This window comes from Pseudomonas sp. NPDC089407 (genome assembly GCF_044900445.1).
In the GTDB taxonomy this organism is placed as follows: Bacteria; Pseudomonadota; Gammaproteobacteria; order Pseudomonadales; family Pseudomonadaceae; genus Aquipseudomonas.
On the sequence record NZ_JBJDNB010000005.1, the window covers coordinates 32,684 to 51,375 of the forward strand.

Sequence of the window (18,692 nt, forward strand, 5' to 3'; positions counted from 1 at the left end):
CGGGACTTACTCCTTGGCCGTCAGGTTCACGACGCGGTTGCTACGGTCCACGGGGCGTACCTGCTGCCCCTCACGCAGCACATGGCCGCCAGCGGCAACTACCCAGTCACCCGGGGCAAGGCCCTCGAGCACCGGCACGCTTTCGCTGCCATAGGCCCCCAGGCGCACCACGGCCCGCTCCAGGCGGCTGTCCTTGTTCACCCGCCAGACATAGGCCTGGCCGTTCTCCGCAGTAATCGCCGAAAGCGGCACGGCCAGCGGGATCAGCCCATCATGGGCGATGAATACGCGGGCGCTCTGGCCCAGCTCAGCCGGCGTGGCCGCCGTGGTAAAGGCGATGCGCGCGGCAAAGGTACGCGAACGCGGGTCGGCGGCCGGCGACAGCTCGCGGATGCGCCCCTGGAAGCGCTCCTGCGGGTGCGACCACAGCTCCACACTCACTGCCTGGCCTACGGCGAAGCGGGCGAACTGCTGCTCCGGCAAGCTGATGGCCACTTCCCGCTCGCCATCGGCGGCCAGGGTGAACACGGTCTGGCCGGCGGCGACCACCTGGCCCACTTCGACCTGGCGCTTGGCAATCACCCCGGCCTGCGGTGCGCGCAGCACGGCATAGTCGGCCTGGTTGCCGGCCACGTCGAATTCGGCCTTGGCCTGCTTCAGGCGGGCAAGGCCTGCACGGTACAGGTTTTCGGCATTGTCGTACTGGGAGTGGCTGACCATCTGCCGGTCCAGCAGCTTCTGGTAGCGGTCGCGCTCGGCGCGCACCAGCGACAGGTTGGCCTCGGCAGCTGCCATCTGGGCGCGGTTGGCTTCCAGTTGCAGGCGCACGTCCTGTGGGTCCAGCTCGGCCAGCGCCTGGTCGGCCTTGACCCGCTGCCCCTCTTCGACCAGGCGCTTGCTGACCTTGCCGCCAATGCGGAAGGCCAGTTCCGGCTCGAAGCGCGCGCGCACTTCACCGGGGTAACTGTCGGCAGCGGCGGCGGCTGGCTGCGGCTGCACCACCAGCGCCGGGCGTGGCGCGGCAGGCGGGGCGGCTTCCTGGCCGCATGCCGCCAGAAGCAGGGCAGCGGCGGCAGGCAAGGCGATGGACAAGGCATGGCGCAACATGATGAATCCTTTCCCGGAGGGCACTTCGAATATTTGTACTGGCGGGTATATTAAGTCAGGCGAGCGGTGCCGGGAAGGGTGTGACGGGTGGTTTTTGCGGGGAGATGGCTGAGGGGTGTGGTGCCCCGGGTGTAGGGCTTTAAGTTTGCAGCGCCTGTGAGGTCGAGCGCCGCCCGCGCGGCGCTTCGCGGCACAAGGCCGCTCCCACATTTGTTTCGGGCCAGTCATTCCTGTGCCAGAGGTGCGCGCACCCTGGGTGCATGGCTGTAAAACGATAAGCAGCAGCGGCACCCTCAATATCGAATGGAACAAACAAGGCGGACAGAGTTGACCTCACAGGAGAGACTGGCCCGAAACAGATGTGGGAGCGGCCTTGTGCCGCGAAGCGCCGCGCGGGCGGCGCTCGATCTCACAGGCGCTGCAACCCTCCCGCCAAACAACTGCCAACTCGACCGCCACTGACGCAAGCTCGATACCCTTTTCCAGATATTCAACCTGGCTTTAGCCGGATGGCCCCTGACCCGTTAAAATGAGCGATTCTTCAACCAGATGCAGACCACAATGTCCAACGACGCACCCATCGGCCCGGGCCGGCCCAAGGACCTGGCCAAGCGCGAGGCGATTCTTGAAGCGGCCAAGTCGCTGTTCTTAAGCCTTGGCTACGCCAACACCAGCATGGATGCGGTCGCTGCGGCGGCAGGTGTTTCAAAGCTCACCGTGTACAGCCACTTCACCGACAAGCAGACCCTGTTCTGCTCGGCGGTCATGGCCACTTGTCAGTTACAGCTGCCCGACCTGCTGTTCGAGTACCCCGCAGGGGCGCCGGTGGAAGAGGTGCTGCTGTCCATCGCCCGCGGCTTCCAGGCACTGATCAGCAGCGACGAAGCGGTCAAGCTCAGCCGCCTGATCATGGCTCAGGGCAGCCAGGACCCGAGCTTTGGCGAGTATTTCTACGAAGCCGGGCCCAAGCGTGTGCTGGCCGGGATGGAAGCGCTGCTGCGTGGCGCGGATGAGCGCGGGTTACTGCGTGTCGATAACCCGCTGCGGGCGGCGGAGCACTTTTTCTGTTTGGTCAAGGGTGCGCCGGATTATCGCTTGTTGCTGGGCTGTGCGGGGCCGCTGGAAGGTGAAGAGGCCGAGGCGCATGTGCGCGAGGTGGTGGGGGTGTTCTTGCGGGCGTTCCAGTATTGAGGATTGCGACAATTCTGGAACTACTCGAATTTTTTAGTCAACTGTAAGGAGCGCTACTTTCTTGCCCCACGAAAGTAGCTAACACAGTAGATCGAAATTCAAGTTTGCATACCCTAATACGCCCCCACAAAGGCGACTTAATCTACTGCCCAAAAGTTACCTGTTCTATTCTGTTCCGCAATCTGTCTGCCAGTCGCATATCCGCAGTCGACCCTCCCCCTCTCGTCTGCTCATTAAGAATATCCAACTCTCTAACAAGAACTTCAAGAGAGGCCGTCTTACGCGACTCACTCCTATCCAAGGAGCGTACAGAGTTATTCCCTTGCGCCACATCCGGCCAAGAGACTGAGGATTTTATAGCTTTAGACACTACATTCGAATTTGATGATTTATATTGAATCCGATCTAAAATTTCAAACTGCCCGGCGACAAACTCATCATTAAAACCCAGCACAGACGACACACTAGAGCGACCAGGCGATGCAGCCACCAACTTGCCAACAACATACTGTTTTTCTTGTGTTATATTTTCACTAGCAACAGAGTTCTTGATATTCACCTTCTTTGACGTCTTCGGCTTCATGCCAAACAGTCTTCTAAAGAATTTTCCAATCCCCCAGAAGTGCCCCGTCGGGTCAATACGGTTTGCGGGATCTCCCCCACAATATCCATATGCATTCAGACCACCCGCCCCAAACGGGCTCCAGCTGTCCGGGGAGCAAAACCGCATCATGACCGGACTAAACTGCCTGTAGCCATTCCCCAGGTGATAATTCCCCGTAACTGCATCCCGACGCTCGCCATTGAAGGCAAGCAAGGACAGTAAAACGTTCCCTTGGATGTGATGCCCATAGGGAGAATAAGCCTGCGACTCAGCAGCTATCCCCTCATGCATAGACAATACCGAGCGCTGCTGGTCGCACGCCACCAGCGTGCTAGGTAGGCCCGGAATCTTGTGGTTATTCTGAGCCAGTATCAGGCCATTGCCCTGAAGGAAACGCCAGCGGGCTTCGCCACTCATCTCAGTAGAGATCTTGCCGTTACAGTAAAAAAGCTGGCGCCTATTTTGATGGGTATCGGGAAGAGGCAGCATGAACATTAACCTTGATGAGGATTGAATGTTCGATATGTTCGCTCCCCCAGCCAAAAATTTGCTACTGGCAGAAATGACAGCTCAGCCGAGCGCGGTCATTGTAGGAGCGGGTTTACCCGCGAAGCAGGCGACGCGGTGGATGGCACCGGCGTTGCCGGTGTTCGCGGCTAAAGCCGCTCCTACAATGACCGTACTAGCCGGTCAGGCCTTCAGGGCCTTCTTCGGGTAGATGTCATACCGGCTCGACTTGCCTTCCAGGCTATGGCTCGGCTTCGGCCCGTCGATGATCGGCGCCTTGCGCGGGCGCTTCACCACCACCCGGTGGCTTGCCAGTGCCAGGGCAGCTTCAAGTAGCGCCGGGGCGTCCAGGTCATCCCCGACCAAGGGCCGGAACACGCGCATTTCCTTTTTCACCAGCGCGCTCTTGTCGCGGTGCGGGAACATCGGGTCAAGGTAGATGACCTGCGGCGCCTCGCCTTCCCAACTGCGCATGCGTTCGATGGCATTACCGGTCAGTAGGCGCATGCGCCCGACAATCGGCCCCACCTCTTCATCCAGCCGGGCGCGCGCCAGGCCATCCTCCAGCAACGCGGCAATCAGCGGCTGGCGCTCGATCAGGGTCATCTGGCAGCCCAGGCTGGCCAGCACGAACGCGTCTTTGCCTAGCCCTGCCGTGGCATCCAGCACCTGCGGCCGCACGCCTTGGGCGATGCCCACCGCCTTGGCGATCATCTGCCCATTGCCACCGCCGAACTGGCGCCGGTGCGCAGCCTGCCCTTCGACGAAGTCCACCCGCACCGGCCCCGGTGCCTGCGGGCCCAATTGCTGGATCTGCAAGCCATCAACGCCCACCTGCACGGCAAAACCGGCGTCCTCGTCCTGCAATGGCAGCGCCAGGCGCTCGGCCCACGCGGCGGCCTGCGCCTCGAATTCAGCCGACAGCGCCTCGACCCGGATACCTGTGCCCTGCTCTTCCATCATTCACACCTAGAAATTGAACCCAGCCCCTCATGTAACGGCCATCACGGCCGATACAGGCAATATCCCGCTATTCTGCCAGAGCACAACGCGCGCGACTGCCATGTCAGATACTCTTCCCATCGGCTTGACCTATTTGTCGCCAGTCGGCAACTACAGTCAGCACAACACCCAGGCACTCGGGGGCGTCAGCCACCTGTGGCAGGATTTTTTTGCCCGGGCCATGGCCGAGCAGCAGGAAGAGCCGGCAGACAGCGTCAGCCAGTCGTTCGTACAGTATGACCACGACAGCGGCGAACCCATCGGCGGCGCCCGCGCGCTGGCCATGATCGACGCCCAGCGCGCCTGCCCGGTGCAGGACACCGTAGTCGCACCGCCCGAACCGCTGTTCCTGCCCAAGGCCGAGCTGGAAGCCAAGCTGCTGCCACCGGCCCCTGAGCCGTTCAGCGCCATGGAACTGATCGAGCAGCAACGCCAGCTGGACATCAACAACAGCTGGCTGCGCCCGGTGGTGATGAGCCAGGGCCAGCTGATCGCCGAGCCTGGCCCAGGCCCGACCCCACGTTCGTTGTTCCTGCCGATCGCCGAGCTTGAAAGCAACCTGCTGGACCCAGCCCCGGAACCGTTCGACGATGCCACCCTGGCCAAACAGCAGAACGACCTTGAATTCGACATCCACTGGGCACGCCCGGTGGTGCTGAACAACGTCCGCGCTTACGCCTGAGGCTAGCGACAGACCTGCCAGCGCCCCATGTCCAGGTGAACGTGGTTGTGGTGCGCAGCGTTGTAATCCGGCCCCAATACCGTGCTGAAGCTTTCGCACGCCGCCTGCTGCACCTCACGCAAAAACTCCGCCTTCTGCCCGCCCGCCTGCCAGTCACGCGCCAATACGATGCGCTGGCCGTCCTGCAGGCGAAAACCGCTGATGTCCAGGGCATTGGCCGTGGCGTGCTGGCTCAGTCGGCCTTGCTTGCGGTGGTAGACGTTGCGGCAGGCAAAGCTACCCAGGTGGTCGACCTGTGTTACCGGCTGGCCCAGCACCCGCTGTGCCAGCGGCTGCAAGCCATGCTTTTCGAACAGCGCATAGGCCACCGCCAGCGGGCAACTGGCCAGGAAGCTGCTGCTGAGGCGCGCCTGGCCACCTTCGATACGCCATACATTTTGCAGCGGGCAATTGGCCGAGGCCGCGCTGTCGGCCTGCGCCCGGTAGCGTAGCTGGCTGGTTTCCAGTGCTTGGCGGCACAGCGCCGGGTCATCGCGCAGCCGCGCAAGCTTGTAAGTTGTCAGCAGGTTGGGCGGTTGGCGCACGTCCAACGGCGCCCACGGGTTCCACACCGCGGGCAGGCGCCAGCCGAAGTGCCAGGCCAGGCCAGCCAGTAGCAGCAGGCCAGCCAGCAGCGCCAGCACGCCCCGCATCAGCGGCGGAACAGGTCGTTGAGCTGGGCGAACGGCAGCGCCTGCTCGCCGTAGCCGAACGTGCCCTCATCACGGATTTCCAGGGCGGCCCGGCGGAAGGCTCCGAGCGCCGCACGGGCCAGCGATGAGCCAACGCTGATGCGGCGTACGCCCAGGTCTTGCAACTGGTTGACGCTCAGTGGCACGCCGGCCATGCCCATCAGCACGTTCACCGGCCGCGGGGCGACGGCCTGTACCACCGCGCGCACTTCCTCGACGGTACGCAGCCCAGGGGCGTAGAGCACGTCGGCGCCTGCCTCGGCATAAGCTTGCAGGCGCAGGATGGTGTCATCCAGGTCCATACGCCCATGCAGCAGGTTTTCTGCGCGGGCGCACAGGGTAAAGGGGAATGGCAGGCTACGGGCGGCCTGCACTGCAGCACGCACGCGCTCCACGGCCAGGCCGAAGTCATAGATGGGCGCGTCACTCCGGCCACTGGCATCTTCGATGGAACCGCCTACCAGGCCAACCTCGGCGGCGCGCAGAATGGTTTGTGCGCAGTCCTCGGGCAAGTCACCAAAGCCGTTCTCCAAGTCGGCGGCAACCGGCAAGGCGGTGGCGTCGACGATTTCGCCGGCATTGTCCAGGGTATCGTCGAGGCTCAAGGCACCTTCGGCATCCGGGCGCCCCAGGCTGAAGGCCAGGCCGGCACTGGTAGTGGCCAGCGCTTCGAAGCCCAGGCTGGCCAGCAGCTTCGCTGACCCGGCATCCCATGGGTTGGGGATGACGAACGCGCCATCGCGCTCGTGCAGGGCCTTGAAGGCTTCGGCTCGCAGGGTTTGCACATCCATGGTTGAACCTCCAGCAGTCGGGGAAAGGTCAGAGTAGACCCAGTTGTTCGACCTCAGGGGCGCGCGGCAATTCCGGCAGCGCTGCAAGGCCTGGCAAGCGCTGCATCAGGCGCTGGTGGAAACGCTTGGCCAGGGCCGCTGCCAGTCGGTTGTCCGAGGTATGCAGGAAGATGTAGGGGCTGCGACCTTCCTCGATCCAGCCGGCCACCTTATCCACCCAAGGGGTGAGAAACGCCTCGTTGGCATCCAGTTGCGGATGACCGATGAAGCGCACCTGCGGGTGCTGGCTGAAGGCTGCAGGGCGCGGCGGTACCTTGGGCTTCTTCGACTGCGCATGCAGCACGGCAGGCTCGCGCGAGGTGCAACTGAACAGCGCGCGCGGGTCGAGGCAAATGCGCTCGACGCCACGCTCGTGCAGCAGGCGGTTGAGCAACCGTTCCTCTTCACCCTTGGCGAAAAACGCCGGGTTGCGCACTTCCACGGCCACCGGCACGGCTATCTCATCAAGAAAATGGCAAAGCTCGCCCAGGCGTGCGGGGCCGAATTGGGCCGGCAACTGCAGCCAGTAAGGCGCTACGCGCTGGCCCAGCGGGGCCATCAGCCGGGTAAAGTCAAAGGCCGGCTCAAGTTGATCGCGCAGGTCGCCTTCGTGGCTGATGTCGCGGGGGAACTTGGCGGTGAAACGAAAGTGCTCGGGCATCACCTGCGCCCAGCGGGCGATGGTGCCGGGCGCGGGCCGCGCATAGAACGTGGTGTTGCCCTCGACCGCATTGAACACCTGGCTGTAGAAGCCCAGCATCTGGCCGGTGCTGGCGTCGGCGGGGTACAAGTAGTCGCGCCAGGCGTTTTCACTCCATGACGGGCAACCGAGAAAGTAAGGCAGTGGTGATGGACTCATCCATCAAATGTACAGGTCGAGCCCCAGTACTTCCATGTCCCAGTCGGTAAAACCGGCAGTGCTCAGGTAGCTGGCCAGTGCGTTGGCGGTGCGCCGGTCTCGGGCGCGGGGGAACACCATGTCCTGCTGGCGGGCTGGCAGGCCACCGCTGCGACGGCGGGCGGTGGTTTCCTGCGCAGCCGCTTCGGTTTCTTCGATCAGCTCAGCATCATCAATGGCCTCGTCACGCACCGCTGCCTTGCGCGGGGCGCGCTTGATCGGGTAGGACTGCGATGAGAAACCGTCGATACGCATGGCATGAGCACTCAGGACCAATGATGGCAATTTAGCAGCATCAGGGTTCCGTCGCTAATGCTTAAGTGATAACTGGACCACAGATCGCACAGAAGGTTTTAGTATCGCCAACGCAAACCGACGAACAGCACTCAGTGCTTCTTGGGCGTAGCGACATTATCGCGCAGGTAGACCGGTTGCGCCTGTTCGGCGTCGATTGCCTCGCCACGTGCCCAGGCGAAGCTGGCCAGGCTGAGTACGTCCAGCGCATTTGGCAAGGCGCAGGCATTGCTTGCCGCGGCCTGTACCGCCAGGCGCTCGGCATAGCCCCAGCCGGTACCGGCGCCGAACCACTCGCCATGGCTACCTTCAGGCAGGGCAACCTGCTCGGGCGGCAATACGGCCTCGCGGCCGACCAGGCGCATTTCGCCGGCCGTGGCCTGGTAGCAGCCCCAGTACACTTCATCCATGCGTGCATCGATGGCTGCCGCCACCTGCTGTGCACCGTGTTCGCGCATCGCGCCCTGGGCCAGCGCGGCCAGGTTGGAGACCGGCAGCACCGGGCGCTCGAGAGCGAAGGCCAGGCCCTGGACCACGCCGATGGCGATACGCACACCGGTGAACGCGCCCGGGCCACGGCCAAAGGCAATGGCGTCCAGCGCATTCAGCGCCACGCCAGCGTCGGCCAGCAGCTGCTTGATCATCGGCAGCAGCTTCTGGGCATGCATGCGCGGGATCACCTCGTAATGGCTGGTTACCTTGCCGTCATGCAACAGCGCGACGGAACAGGCTTCGGTGGCGGTATCCAGGGCCAGCAGGGTGGTCATCGAACAGGTATCCAGGTGCGAATGAAAAGAGCGGCAGTATAGAGCAGCGGCGGCGATGTGTCCCGAGGGGGCCGCTGTGTGGGCATTGCCCTCAGCCTGACGCGGTCCCTGTAGGAGCGGCCTTGTGTCGCGATGGGCCGCAAAGCGGCCCCGGCAATTTTTGCGGCGAAGCTGAAATTTTGGGGCCGCTGCGCGCCCCATCGCGACACAAGGCCGCTCCTACAGGGACCGCGTCAGGCCAAAGCCCCAAAACAACAACGGCCCGCAAGCGGGCCGTTGTCGAGGTGCGTCAGGTGTGGATCAGCTCAGGGCTGCCAGGACCTTGGCAGTGATGTCTGCAACCGAACCCACGCCTTCGATGTGGCTGTACTTCGGCTTGCCGGCATTGGCAGCCGACAGCTTCTGGTAGAAGTCCACCAGCGGCTTGGTCTGGCTGTGGTAGACCGACAGGCGATGGCGAACGGTTTCTTCCTTGTCGTCGTCGCGCTGGATCAGGTCTTCGCCAGTAACGTCGTCCTTGCCTTCAACTTTCGGCGGGTTGTACTGAATGTGGTAGGTACGGCCCGAGGCCAGGTGCACGCGGCGGCCAGCCATGCGGCCGACGATTTCTTCATCGTCCACGGCAATTTCGACCACGGCGTCGATGTCGACACCGGCAGCGACCATGGCTTCGGCTTGCGGAATGGTGCGAGGGAAACCGTCGAACAGGCAGCCATTGGCGCAATCAGGCTGGGCGATGCGCTCCTTGACCAGGCTGATGATCAGCTCGTCGGAAACCAGCTGGCCGGCATCCATGACTTTCTTCAGTTCCAGGCCCAGCGGGGTGCCGGCCTTGACGGCGGCACGCAGCATGTCACCGGTGGAGATCTGGGGGATACCGAACTTTTCGGTGATGAACTTTGCCTGAGTACCTTTACCGGCCCCGGGAGCTCCCAGCAGAATTACGCGCATCTCGTGCTCCTCAAATTTTTTTATGAAATTCAATGGATTCGGCAACCTGGGCCAAGTCCGGAAAATCGGGTATGACCATAAATCGGTCAGAAGGCTGCTCAAGATACACAGCGCCCGGCAGCCAGACAAGCGTCCCAAAGTTGCAGGAATGCGCCACTTGCGGCTGACCAAGCAGGCGGTTGCGCCCGGCGCAACCTCCCTCCCCGTCCTTGCACCGGGCCTGCACGGCACACACCTGGCATGGCCCTGGCATGCCTTCAGCCGGTGTTACGCAAGCCTGCGGCGATACCCGCCACGGTCACCAGCAAGGCCTGCTCCAACGGGCTGTCCAGAGCGGCTTCGCGGCTGCGCGAGCGGGCCAGCAACTCGGCCTGCAGGCGGTGCAGCGGGTCCAGGTAGGTGTTGCGCAAGCTGATGAATTCCAGCGTCTCGGGGCTGTGGGCCAGTAGCACCGGTTGCCCGGTCAGGCCCAGCACCACCTGGCACGACTGCGACAATAGGTCGCGCAGATGCACACCCAAAGCAAGCAGATGGGGTTGCACCAGACGTTCGTCGTAGGCCTCGGCGATTTGCGCATCGGCCTTGGCCAACACCATTTCCAGCATGTCGATGCGGGTGCGAAAGAATGGCCATTGCTCGCGCATCTGCGCCAGCAGTTCACCTTGGCCGCGCGCCAGGGCATTGCTCAGCGCGGTCTCCCAGCCCAGCCAGGCCGGCAACATCAGCCGGGTCTGGGTCCAGCCGAAAATCCACGGGATGGCCCGCAGGCTTTCGATCCCACCGGCGCGGCGCTTGGCCGGGCGGCTACCGAGCGGCAGGCGCCCCAGTTCCTGTTCCGGCGTCGACTGGCGGAAGTACTCGACAAAGTCGGGGTTTTCCCGCACGACGCTGCGGTAAGCCTTGACGCCATCGGCGGCCAGTTGGTCCATTACCTCGCGCCAGGCTGGCTGCGGTGGCGGGGGTGGCAGCAGCGTGGCTTCGAGTACGGCAGCCAGGTACAGGTTGAGGTTTTGCTCGGCAATGCCCGGCAAGCCGAACTTGAAGCGGATCATCTCGCCCTGCTCGGTAGTGCGGAAACGCCCCGCCACTGAGCCGGGTGGTTGCGACAGGATCGCCGCATGGGCCGGGCCACCACCGCGCCCGACCGTGCCGCCACGGCCGTGGAACAGCAGCAGTTCGACCTGGTGCTCGGCGCAGATGCGCACCAGGTTTTCCTGGGCCCGGTACTGCGCCCAGGCAGCAGCCGTGGTACCGGCGTCCTTGGCCGAGTCGGAGTAGCCGATCATTACCTCCTGCGGGCCGCGCAGGCCAGCGCGGTAGCCCGGCAGACCCAGCAGGCGCTGCATCACCGGGCCAGCATTGTCAAGGTCGGCCAGGGTTTCGAACAGCGGCACTACGCGCATCGGCCGGGTCAGGCCGGCTTCTTTGAGCAGCAACTGCACCGCCAGCACGTCCGAGGCGGCACCGGCCATGGAAATGACATAGGAACCCAGCGAGGCTGCCGGTGCTGCCGCCACTTCCCGGCAGGTGGCCAGCACTTCGGCGGTATCCGCCTGCGGTTTGAAATGCGCAGGCAGCAGCGGCCGGCGGTTTTTCAGCTCGGCCTGGAGGAATTCAATGCGCTGCTCTTCGTCCCAGTCGGCATAACGCCCCAGGCCCAGGTAGTCGGTGATTTCGGTGAGCGCATCACGATGACGGGCCGCGTCCTGGCGCACGTCCAGGCGGCCGAGGAACAAGCCGAAGGTGACGGCGCGACGCAGGCAGTCGAGCAGCGGGCCTTCGGCAATCACGCCCATGCCGCATTCGTGCAACGAGTGGTAGCACAGCTCCAGCGGCGCAATCAGGTCGCGGTTGTCTACCAGTACCTCGGCGCTGGCCGGCTGGCTGCTGGTCAGGGCCGAATGCGCCCAGGCACGCGTCGCGCGCAGGCGGTCGCGCAATTGCTTGAGCACGGCGCGGTAGGGTTCGGCGCTGTCGCCGGCCCGCTCGCGCAAGGCGTCACTGGCCTGCTGCATGGACAATTCGGCGGCCAGCGCGTCGATGTCACGCAGGAACAGGTCGGCGGCCATCCAGCGCGCCAGCAACAAGACCTCCCGGGTGACCACGGCGGTCACGTTGGGGTTGCCGTCCCGGTCACCGCCCATCCACGAGGCAAAGCGAATCGGCGCGGCCTCCAGCGGCAGGCGCAGGCCGGTGGCCTCGAGCAGGGCTTTGTCGACCTTGCGCAGGTGGCTGGGGATGGCGTGCCACAGCGAATGCTCGATTACCGCAAAGCCCCACTTGGCTTCGTCGACCGGGGTTGGCCGGGTGCGGCGGATTTCCTCGGTGTGCCAGGCCTCGGCGATCAACCGGCGCAGGCGTTCGCGTACCTGCTGGCGTTCGGTCGGGGTCAGGTCGCGGTGGTCCTGTGCGGCCAACTGGCCGGCAATGGCGTCGTATTTCTGGATCAGCGTGCGCCGGGCCACTTCGGTGGGGTGTGCGGTGAGTACCAGCTGGATGTCGAGCTTGGCCAGTTGCCGAGCCAGGGCATAGTTGCTGTGGCCGGCCTGTTTGAGGCGCGCAAGCAGCTCGGGCAGCACCCGCGCCTCGAACGGCTCAGGCTGGTCGGCATCGCGACGGCGAATCAACTGGTACTGCTCGGCCATGTTGGCCAGGTTGAGAAACTGGTTGAAGGCCCTGGCCACCGGCAGCAGGTCTTCTTCGGCGAGGTCCGCCAGGGTCGAGCTCAGTTGCTCTCCAGGGCCACGGCGGTCGGCCTTGGCACTGTGGCGGATGGCTTCAATCTTCTGCAGGAACGCATCGCCATGCTGCTGGCGGATGGTTTCGCCTAGCAGCTCACCCAACACATGGACATCTTCACGCAAACGCACATCGATATCGGTCATTGGCCCCTCTCCGTAACATCCCTTGCCGGCTTCACGCGACCCCTGTGGGCTTGCCCGCGAACACCGGCGCAGCCGGTGCCATTCACCGCGTCGTATTCTTCGCGGGCATGCCCGCTCCCACAATGGGCCGAGATATGCCCCCAAGAGTGCCCACAGCCGGGCAACGATGGCAAGCCGTGATCAGCCAAAGCAAACTAAAATGAAAGCACAGCACTCCGAAGCTATGCATGCCCTACGAGGCGCTTACTGAGGTCATCATGAAAATCCGTGAACTCGCCCAGCACTGGGAACAGAATGCCGCCGGCCCCCTCAGCCGCACGGGCCATGTCCTGCACCTGGACCTGGAGTCCGAGGCGCGCCTGGCCGCGTTGATCGACATGTACCCCAAACGCACAGCAGAGGAACTGCTCGGCGAATTGGTGGCGGCCGCGCTTGAAGAAGTGGAAGCCAGCTTCCCATACGTGCAGGGCCGCCAGGTCATCGCCACCGACGAAGAGGGCGACCCGCTGTACGAAGACATCGGCCCTACGCCGCGCTTTTTGTCCCTCTCCCGGCAGCACTTGCACACCTTGAGCAACCCCACCGACGACAGCAACAATTAACAGCCTGCATCATTGTTCCGGGCCATGCCACGGCCCGGAATACCGTTTCAGCCAGAGAAAGTTCCAGAAAAACACACTGACCGATCAGTCAGAAATAGTTGCCCGCAATCGCCACTTTTTTCTGAACTATCCGAAAAACGCCCCAGTCACAGCCAATAGCCATCACGCTAAAACCCTGCACACCTGCCGTTGTGCACCGTTGATTTCAGCGCGCGGACTTGTCAGGGAATGAGCGATGGACTGCTACGGACATCGTTATCAGGAGTGATCCAATGGAGCTGACCACCATGAAAACCCGCACTAGCAAACTGTCATTCACTCATGTGCGCGGGTTCAAGCTGGCCGCGCTGGCCCTGGGCAGTAGCCTGGTCCTGGCCGGCTGTGCGGGCAACCCGCCCACCGAGCAGTATGCAGTTACCCAATCCGCCGTGAACTCGGCTGTCAGCGCTGGCGGCACCGAGTTTGCCGCCGTGGAAATGAAAGCGGCGCAGGACAAGTTCAAGCAGGCCGAAATCGCCATGCACGACAAGAAGTACGACGACGCCAAGCGCCTGGCCGAACAGGCCGAGTGGGACGCGCGCCTCGCCGAACGCAAGGCCCAGGCGGCCAAGGCCCAGAAGGCCGTGCAGGATGCCCGCCAGGGTGTTCAGGACGTACGTGAGGAAGGCCTGCGCAGCGCTCAGTGAGCCCTGCCCCGCCAACCTTAGCCTTCGCACACGATCAAAGGATGAACACTATGCGCAATTACGTCATGATTCCCGCCCTGCTGGCCCTGAGCGTCGGTCTTGCTGCCTGCTCGCACGACCCGAACGCCAACCTCGAATCGGCCCGTACCAACTTCTCGGCGCTGCAAAGCGACCCGCAATCGAGCAAGGTGGCGGCGCTGGAAACCAAGGACGCCCAAGATTGGCTGAACAAGGCCGACAAGGCGTACATGGACCGTGAAGACCAGAAGAAGGTCGACCAGCTGGCCTACCTGACCAACCAGCGCGTCGAGGTGGCCAAGCAGACTATCGCCCTGCGCACCGCCGAAGGTGAGCTGAAAAACGCCTCGGCCCAGCGCGCCCAGGCCAAGCTGGACGCCCGCGACGCCCAAATCGCCAAGCTGCAGGACAGCCTTAACGCCAAGCAGACCGACCGCGGTACGCTGGTAACCTTCGGTGACGTGCTGTTCGACTTCAACAAGGCCGAACTCAAGAGCAACGCCTACCCGAACATCACCAAGCTGGCGCAGTTCCTCCAGGAAAACCCTGAGCGCAAGGTGATCGTCGAGGGCTACACCGACAGCGTCGGCTCGGCCAATTACAACCAGAGCCTTTCCGAGCGCCGCGCCAACAGCGTGCGCATGGCGCTGGTACGCGCTGGCGTAGACCCGGCACGCGTTGTATCGCAGGGTTATGGCAAGGAGTACCCGGTAGCGGACAACGGCAGCAACTCGGGCCGTGCGCAGAACCGTCGGGTGGAAGTGACCATTTCCAACGACAACCAGCCGGTGGCGCCACGCTCGGTGAGCCAGGTCAGCCAGTAAGACCGTTTGGCTGAACTGGAAAACCCCGCCTTCATGGCGGGGTTTTTATTTGGGCGTTTGGTCTCATGTCTTTAGAGGTGTGGTGGCTGGGTGACCGAGCGCCGCGCGGGCGGCGCTCGATTTCCCAGGCGCCACAAAAATCAAGTCGCCCCCTCACTGCACCTGCTGCGGTGTTTCCTCACCCATGCAGCGCACCGCGCGCTTGCGGTTGTCCACCAGCACGCCGGTCAGGCCTTTTTGCTGGGTGTCGAACAGCACCAGCACACCATCCAGGCACTGGGCCACCTGTGGCGCCGGGTCCAGCGATACCTTGTAATCCTCGCCCGGGATGGTCTTGAGCATGGTGAAGTCCTGCAGCAGCAGGGCATCTTCGGGCTTGGCGAAATGCAGGTAACCGTAGTACCACAAGGCCCCCACTGTCACGATGATGCTACCGACGCCGGTCAGGATCAGCGGGATGGCGTTGCGTTCTTCACTCATTGCTTGTTCTTCTCGTCAGGGAAATTGGGCACTTCGGCAAGCCGCCGCAGGCCGTTGAAATGGCTGGGGTCATCGAGGAAACGCAGCATCACGTGGCGCCACGTCGGGTCGGCGAAGGTCTGCACGTGGCCACCTCGGGTCAGTTGCAGCACCCGCGGCGGTGGTGCGTGCTGGTACAGGCGGATGCCGTTGTCCATCGGCACCAGGTTGTCGTCGATGCTGTGGAAGAACAGCTTGGGCGGGCCGCTCAGTTGCTCGATCGAGCGGATCGCGCTGTCGCCGTCCGGCACCAGCCACGACAACGGCACTTGCAACGGCCAGGTCAGCCATGAGGTGCTGAGGGCATATTGCCCCACCGCACGGTAACTGGCCGGCACGCCATCGAACACCAGCGCGCTGAAGCGCTGGCGCTGCTCGGGATGAGCGGCCAGGTAGTGAATGGCCAGGGCGCCGCCCAGGCTCTGCCCCAGCAGCACCAGCGGCTTGCCTTTGACCTCGGGGGCCTGGTCCAGCCAGGCCATGGCCGTATCGATGTCCTTGTACACGGCTGGCAGGCTCGGCTGGCCCTCGGACAAGCCATAGCCGCGGTAATCGATCATCAGCACCTGATAACCCTGCTCTGGCAACCAGTAGCTGGCCCCCAGGTGGCCTGGCAGGTTGCCGCCATTGCCATGCAGGTGCAGCACCGTGCCCTTGACCTCGACCCCGGCCTTGGCCGGCAGCCACCAGCCGTGCAAGCGCAGGCCGTCCGCAGTCACAAGGGTGACATCACGGTATTGCAGCTTGGCCCGTTCAGGCGTGAAGGCCTGGCCAGGTTCGGGGTAGAACAACAGGCTGCTGCAGCCGGCAAGGCCCAGCAGGGCCAGGCCCAGCACCAGCAGGCGGCAGGACTCAGAGAATGTTCGCGTAGTCGGCTTCAATGCGATCCAGGCTCAGGTGGTTGAGGAAGTTGGAGAAGCACATCCAGGCCGACAGCGCGTTGAGGTCGCGGAACTGTTCGGGCAGGTACTTGGGCGGCTCGACCAGGCCTTCCTCTACCAGCTGGCGCAGGGTGCGCATGTCTTCCAGGGTGGTCTTGCCACAGAACAGCAACGGAATCTGCTCAAGCTTGCCCTTCTTCACGGCCAACTGAATGTAGTTGTAAACCATGATGAAGCCCTTGAGGTAGGACAAGTCCTTGGTGAATGGCAGGCCATTGGGTACCGAGCCACGGAACACCCGGCTGGCGTTGCTGTAGCTCTGTTCCATCTCGAAGCCCTGGGCGCGGAAAAAGTTGTACACCTGGAGGAAATCGGCGCCCTCCTCCACCATATGGATGGCGCGGGTGCGGTTAGTGAGCTTGCGCAGGCGGCTGGGGTAAGAGGCAAAGGCAATCACCTCCATGAGGATGGCCAGGCCTTCCTGGGTAACGGTCGATGACGGCGGCCCTTTGGCCAGGAACGTGCAGATCGGCTGGTTCTGGCCGTTCAGCGTTGTGCCCACGTGCACCAGCCCTTCGTGCACCTCCAGGGCGCGCACGTCGCGGACGTTGAACATCGCGTCGGCGCGCACCTTGATGTAGTCGGCACCGGCCGCCGCATCGGCGACGATGCCGTCAGATTCGAATACGCGAATGGTCTCCTCGGCCTCGCCGAATACCTTGTTCAGCCGGCGCTGGAGAATGTCCACGGCCTCTTTGGCTGTCAGGTTCTTCGGTTCGTCCTTGAGGTCGCCCCGGCCGTCGATGTTGTTCAGGTAGTCGGAGAACATCATGCCGAGGTCGGCCAGGGTCGGGTCACCGGCATGGAAGGCATCCGAGGCCGCGCCGTAGAGCTCCTGGGAGATCAGGCCGAAGTCCTCGGTACCGCGCGCTTCGAGCATGCGCACCACCATGCGGTATTCGCGGCACATGCGTTTCATGATCTGCCCGACCGGGTTGAACTGGCCGAGCTGGCGAATGATGTCGCGCTCGATGCCCTGGAACTCGGCCTTGACCGCGCTGGAGTCAAACGCCAGCGGGCGCGACTGGTAATAGACGCGGTCGACTGCTGGCGGCTCCTTGCCTTTGGCCTTGAGGAAGCCCTGGCGAATGTTGTCGTCCCATTTCACCGCGTCCAGGACCCGGATCGGGGTCTGCGCCGCGACGATGCGGTCGGACAGGGCGCGGATGGTTTGCTGGTATTCGTCCACCGGGGACTCCTTTTTAGTACAAGAAACCTGTGCCGGTCTCTTCGCGGCTAAAGCCGCTCCTACAACAACGACTGCATCAGGGCTGAAGGCTGTGATATCGATGTAGGAGCGGCTTTAGCCCCGAAAGGGCCGGCACAGGTAATTACTTGCCGGACCGCTGGAACCGCGCCACTTCGACGAACAGGTCGGAGTTGGCCGGGTCGTCCAGGTACGCCAGCACCCGCGCCGACGGGCTGTCGATCAGCACGCCGTCGCCGTTGTCTTCCGGCACCTCGGTACTGCGCCCGGTCAGTTCCTTCTTGTCCACCGCCTGCTGCACCTGCTCGACATCCAGGTTGTACACGACCAGTTCCTTGCCATCGACGATGTCGAACCCGCCGATCAGGAAATTGCCGCCCAGGCGCTTGGGCACGCCGGCCGACAAGTACCAGCGGTTGCCGTGGCGCGACACGGTGAACACATATTCTTCAGGGGCCTTGCCCTTGGCCGTGGCCACCGCCTTGTAGGCACCGGCACCGCTGCGGCTGATCACAAGCTTCAGCGGCTCGCCCCAGGCGTCCTTGCTGCTCCACATGCCAAGCAAGGCCTTGGGCGCCGCCTGGTTGCTCGGCAACGGCTCATGGAAGGTCACCAGACAACCGCCCAGCAGCAGGAATGACAAAGTCAACAACACCACACGCCAGGCTTTCATCAGGTTCTCCTTGAAAAGTCGGTCTCGCTCAGGCCGATGCCAGCACCAGTTGCAAGTATCGGGTAAGCATAGCGAGCATCTGCCCATCGGCTTGCGCATCGGCATCCTTGAGCAGGCCCTGATATTCCATCTGCTCGATAATCGCCGTCAACATTTGGGCGTCCTGTTCCGGTTGCCGCGATCCCACCACCTGCAGCAACTGCCGGGTGCCGTGCAGCAAGATCTGCTCATGGGCGCACACCAACTCGGCCAGGCGCGGGCACAGCAGCGCCTCCTGGCGGAAGGCCTGCTCGGCCATCAGGAAGTCACGGCGGTTGAGCAACTGGCGCTGCACATAGTCGGCGGTCATGCGCGCCACTTCGTCCGCCAGCCGCGCCCGCGCCTGCGGGCTGCCATCGCCCTGGGCCAGCAACTGGCGCAACACCACTTCGGTGTTGGCCCACAGCTTGGCCATGTAAGCGGCGCTACGCTCGACGTACTGGGCGAAGGTATCGGTGAGCAGGTCCTCGATATCCTTGAAGTAATACGTGGTGGCCGACAATGGCACACCGGCCTCGGCGGCCACGGCGCGGTGGCGCACACCGCGCACGCCGTCGCGCACGACAATGCGCATGGCGGCGTCGAGGATCAGCTGGCGGCGCTGCTCGCTGCCTTGGCGGGCAGTCTTGCGGCCTTGGTATTGCACGCTTTCGGCGACGGCGGTGGCGATGCCGGCGGCGCCCTGGTCAGGCATGGCGGGTGTCACGGGTGGGGTACCTCATGGTTCGAGTCAT

Annotated in this window: 20 protein-coding genes; 5 read left to right on the top strand and 15 right to left on the bottom strand. The window is 63.5% G+C overall.

Going from position 1 to position 18,692, the window contains the following annotated elements:
• Window positions 1–6: 6 nt before the first annotated feature.
• Window positions 7–1,107: an efflux RND transporter periplasmic adaptor subunit gene (locus ACI2KG_RS05710; protein WP_404661168.1), complete on the bottom strand. Its 1,101-nt coding sequence runs from the start codon at window positions 1,105–1,107 to the stop codon at window positions 7–9.
• Between the two features lie 549 nt (window positions 1,108–1,656).
• On the opposite strand from ACI2KG_RS05710, the gene ACI2KG_RS05715 reads away from it, so the two are divergent.
• The gene (locus ACI2KG_RS05715) at window positions 1,657–2,298 is read left to right on the top strand and encodes a TetR/AcrR family transcriptional regulator (RefSeq protein ID WP_404661169.1); all 642 of its coding nucleotides are present in this window, start codon (window positions 1,657–1,659) and stop codon (window positions 2,296–2,298) included.
• A gap of 142 nt (window positions 2,299–2,440) precedes the next feature.
• Here ACI2KG_RS05715 and ACI2KG_RS05720 read toward each other — a convergent pair whose 3' ends face one another.
• Both ACI2KG_RS05720 and ACI2KG_RS05725 read right to left on the bottom strand, forming a co-directional pair.
• Window positions 2,441–3,391 carry an RHS repeat-associated core domain-containing protein gene (locus tag ACI2KG_RS05720; RefSeq protein WP_404661170.1) on the bottom strand — a complete coding sequence of 317 codons (951 nt, stop codon included), beginning with the start codon at window positions 3,389–3,391 and terminating at the stop codon, window positions 2,441–2,443.
• Window positions 3,392–3,592: 201 nt separating this feature from the next.
• Window positions 3,593–4,369: a class I SAM-dependent methyltransferase gene (locus ACI2KG_RS05725; RefSeq protein WP_404661278.1), complete on the bottom strand. Its 777-nt coding sequence runs from the start codon at window positions 4,367–4,369 to the stop codon at window positions 3,593–3,595.
• A gap of 103 nt (window positions 4,370–4,472) precedes the next feature.
• On the opposite strand from ACI2KG_RS05725, the gene ACI2KG_RS05730 reads away from it, so the two are divergent.
• Window positions 4,473–5,093 (top strand): energy transducer TonB, encoded by a 621-nt coding sequence (locus ACI2KG_RS05730; protein WP_404661171.1) that lies wholly within the window; start codon window positions 4,473–4,475, stop codon window positions 5,091–5,093.
• 2 nt (window positions 5,094–5,095) lie between these two features.
• Here the strand turns inward: ACI2KG_RS05730 and ACI2KG_RS05735 are convergent, their stop codons facing one another.
• The 7 genes from ACI2KG_RS05735 to ppc all read right to left on the bottom strand — a co-directional run bounded on the left by ACI2KG_RS05735 (window position 5,096) and on the right by ppc (window position 12,449).
• On the bottom strand, window positions 5,096–5,785 hold the full coding sequence (locus tag ACI2KG_RS05735) for an extensin family protein (protein WP_404661172.1): 690 nt from the start codon (window positions 5,783–5,785) through the stop codon (window positions 5,096–5,098).
• On the bottom strand, window positions 5,785–6,615 hold the full coding sequence (locus tag ACI2KG_RS05740) for an oxaloacetate decarboxylase (RefSeq protein WP_400615651.1): 831 nt from the start codon (window positions 6,613–6,615) through the stop codon (window positions 5,785–5,787). Before ACI2KG_RS05740 ends, ACI2KG_RS05735 begins: the two co-directional genes overlap by 1 nt.
• Before the next feature lie 28 nt (window positions 6,616–6,643).
• Window positions 6,644–7,513 (bottom strand): DUF72 domain-containing protein, encoded by an 870-nt coding sequence (locus tag ACI2KG_RS05745; RefSeq protein WP_400615648.1) that lies wholly within the window; start codon window positions 7,511–7,513, stop codon window positions 6,644–6,646.
• Between the two features lie 3 nt (window positions 7,514–7,516).
• Complete coding sequence (locus ACI2KG_RS05750; RefSeq protein ID WP_404661173.1) at window positions 7,517–7,807, bottom strand: hypothetical protein; 291 nt, start codon at window positions 7,805–7,807, stop codon at window positions 7,517–7,519.
• A gap of 131 nt (window positions 7,808–7,938) precedes the next feature.
• Window positions 7,939–8,613, bottom strand: coding sequence for a tRNA (adenosine(37)-N6)-threonylcarbamoyltransferase complex dimerization subunit type 1 TsaB (tsaB, locus tag ACI2KG_RS05755; protein WP_404661174.1), 675 nt, complete (start codon window positions 8,611–8,613; stop codon window positions 7,939–7,941).
• Window positions 8,614–8,913: 300 nt separating this feature from the next.
• A complete protein-coding gene (gene adk, locus ACI2KG_RS05760; RefSeq protein ID WP_404661175.1) occupies window positions 8,914–9,564 on the bottom strand; it encodes an adenylate kinase in 651 nt (216 codons plus the stop codon).
• Window positions 9,565–9,821: 257 nt separating this feature from the next.
• Window positions 9,822–12,449, bottom strand: a complete 2,628-nt coding sequence (gene ppc, locus ACI2KG_RS05765; protein WP_404661176.1) for a phosphoenolpyruvate carboxylase — start codon at window positions 12,447–12,449, stop codon at window positions 9,822–9,824.
• 257 nt (window positions 12,450–12,706) lie between these two features.
• Here ppc and ACI2KG_RS05770 point away from each other — a divergent pair, with 257 nt between their 5' ends.
• From ACI2KG_RS05770 to ACI2KG_RS05780, 3 genes are all read left to right on the top strand, one after another.
• Window positions 12,707–13,051, top strand: coding sequence for a pilin assembly protein (locus ACI2KG_RS05770; RefSeq protein WP_404661177.1), 345 nt, complete (start codon window positions 12,707–12,709; stop codon window positions 13,049–13,051).
• Window positions 13,052–13,323: 272 nt separating this feature from the next.
• On the top strand, window positions 13,324–13,737 hold the full coding sequence (locus ACI2KG_RS05775; RefSeq protein WP_400615636.1) for a DUF4398 domain-containing protein: 414 nt from the start codon (window positions 13,324–13,326) through the stop codon (window positions 13,735–13,737).
• A gap of 50 nt (window positions 13,738–13,787) precedes the next feature.
• Window positions 13,788–14,579 carry an OmpA family protein gene (locus ACI2KG_RS05780; RefSeq protein WP_400615634.1) on the top strand — a complete coding sequence of 264 codons (792 nt, stop codon included), beginning with the start codon at window positions 13,788–13,790 and terminating at the stop codon, window positions 14,577–14,579.
• A 153-nt stretch (window positions 14,580–14,732) separates the two neighbouring features.
• On the opposite strand, the gene ACI2KG_RS05785 is transcribed toward ACI2KG_RS05780, so the two are convergent.
• The 5 genes from ACI2KG_RS05785 to ACI2KG_RS05805 form a co-directional block, all read right to left on the bottom strand.
• Window positions 14,733–15,059: a hypothetical protein gene (locus ACI2KG_RS05785; protein WP_125857655.1), complete on the bottom strand. Its 327-nt coding sequence runs from the start codon at window positions 15,057–15,059 to the stop codon at window positions 14,733–14,735.
• A complete protein-coding gene (locus ACI2KG_RS05790) occupies window positions 15,056–15,979 on the bottom strand; it encodes an alpha/beta hydrolase (RefSeq protein ID WP_404661178.1) in 924 nt (307 codons plus the stop codon). Before ACI2KG_RS05790 ends, ACI2KG_RS05785 begins: the two co-directional genes overlap by 4 nt.
• The gene (locus tag ACI2KG_RS05795) at window positions 15,951–17,228 is read right to left on the bottom strand and encodes a flavohemoglobin expression-modulating QEGLA motif protein (protein WP_404661180.1); all 1,278 of its coding nucleotides are present in this window, start codon (window positions 17,226–17,228) and stop codon (window positions 15,951–15,953) included. Before ACI2KG_RS05795 ends, ACI2KG_RS05790 begins: the two co-directional genes overlap by 29 nt.
• Before the next feature lie 142 nt (window positions 17,229–17,370).
• Window positions 17,371–17,919 (bottom strand): hypothetical protein, encoded by a 549-nt coding sequence (locus ACI2KG_RS05800; RefSeq protein WP_404661181.1) that lies wholly within the window; start codon window positions 17,917–17,919, stop codon window positions 17,371–17,373.
• Between the two features lie 28 nt (window positions 17,920–17,947).
• A complete protein-coding gene (locus ACI2KG_RS05805; RefSeq protein WP_201205756.1) occupies window positions 17,948–18,652 on the bottom strand; it encodes a TetR/AcrR family transcriptional regulator in 705 nt (234 codons plus the stop codon).
• Window positions 18,653–18,692: the final 40 nt, after the last annotated feature.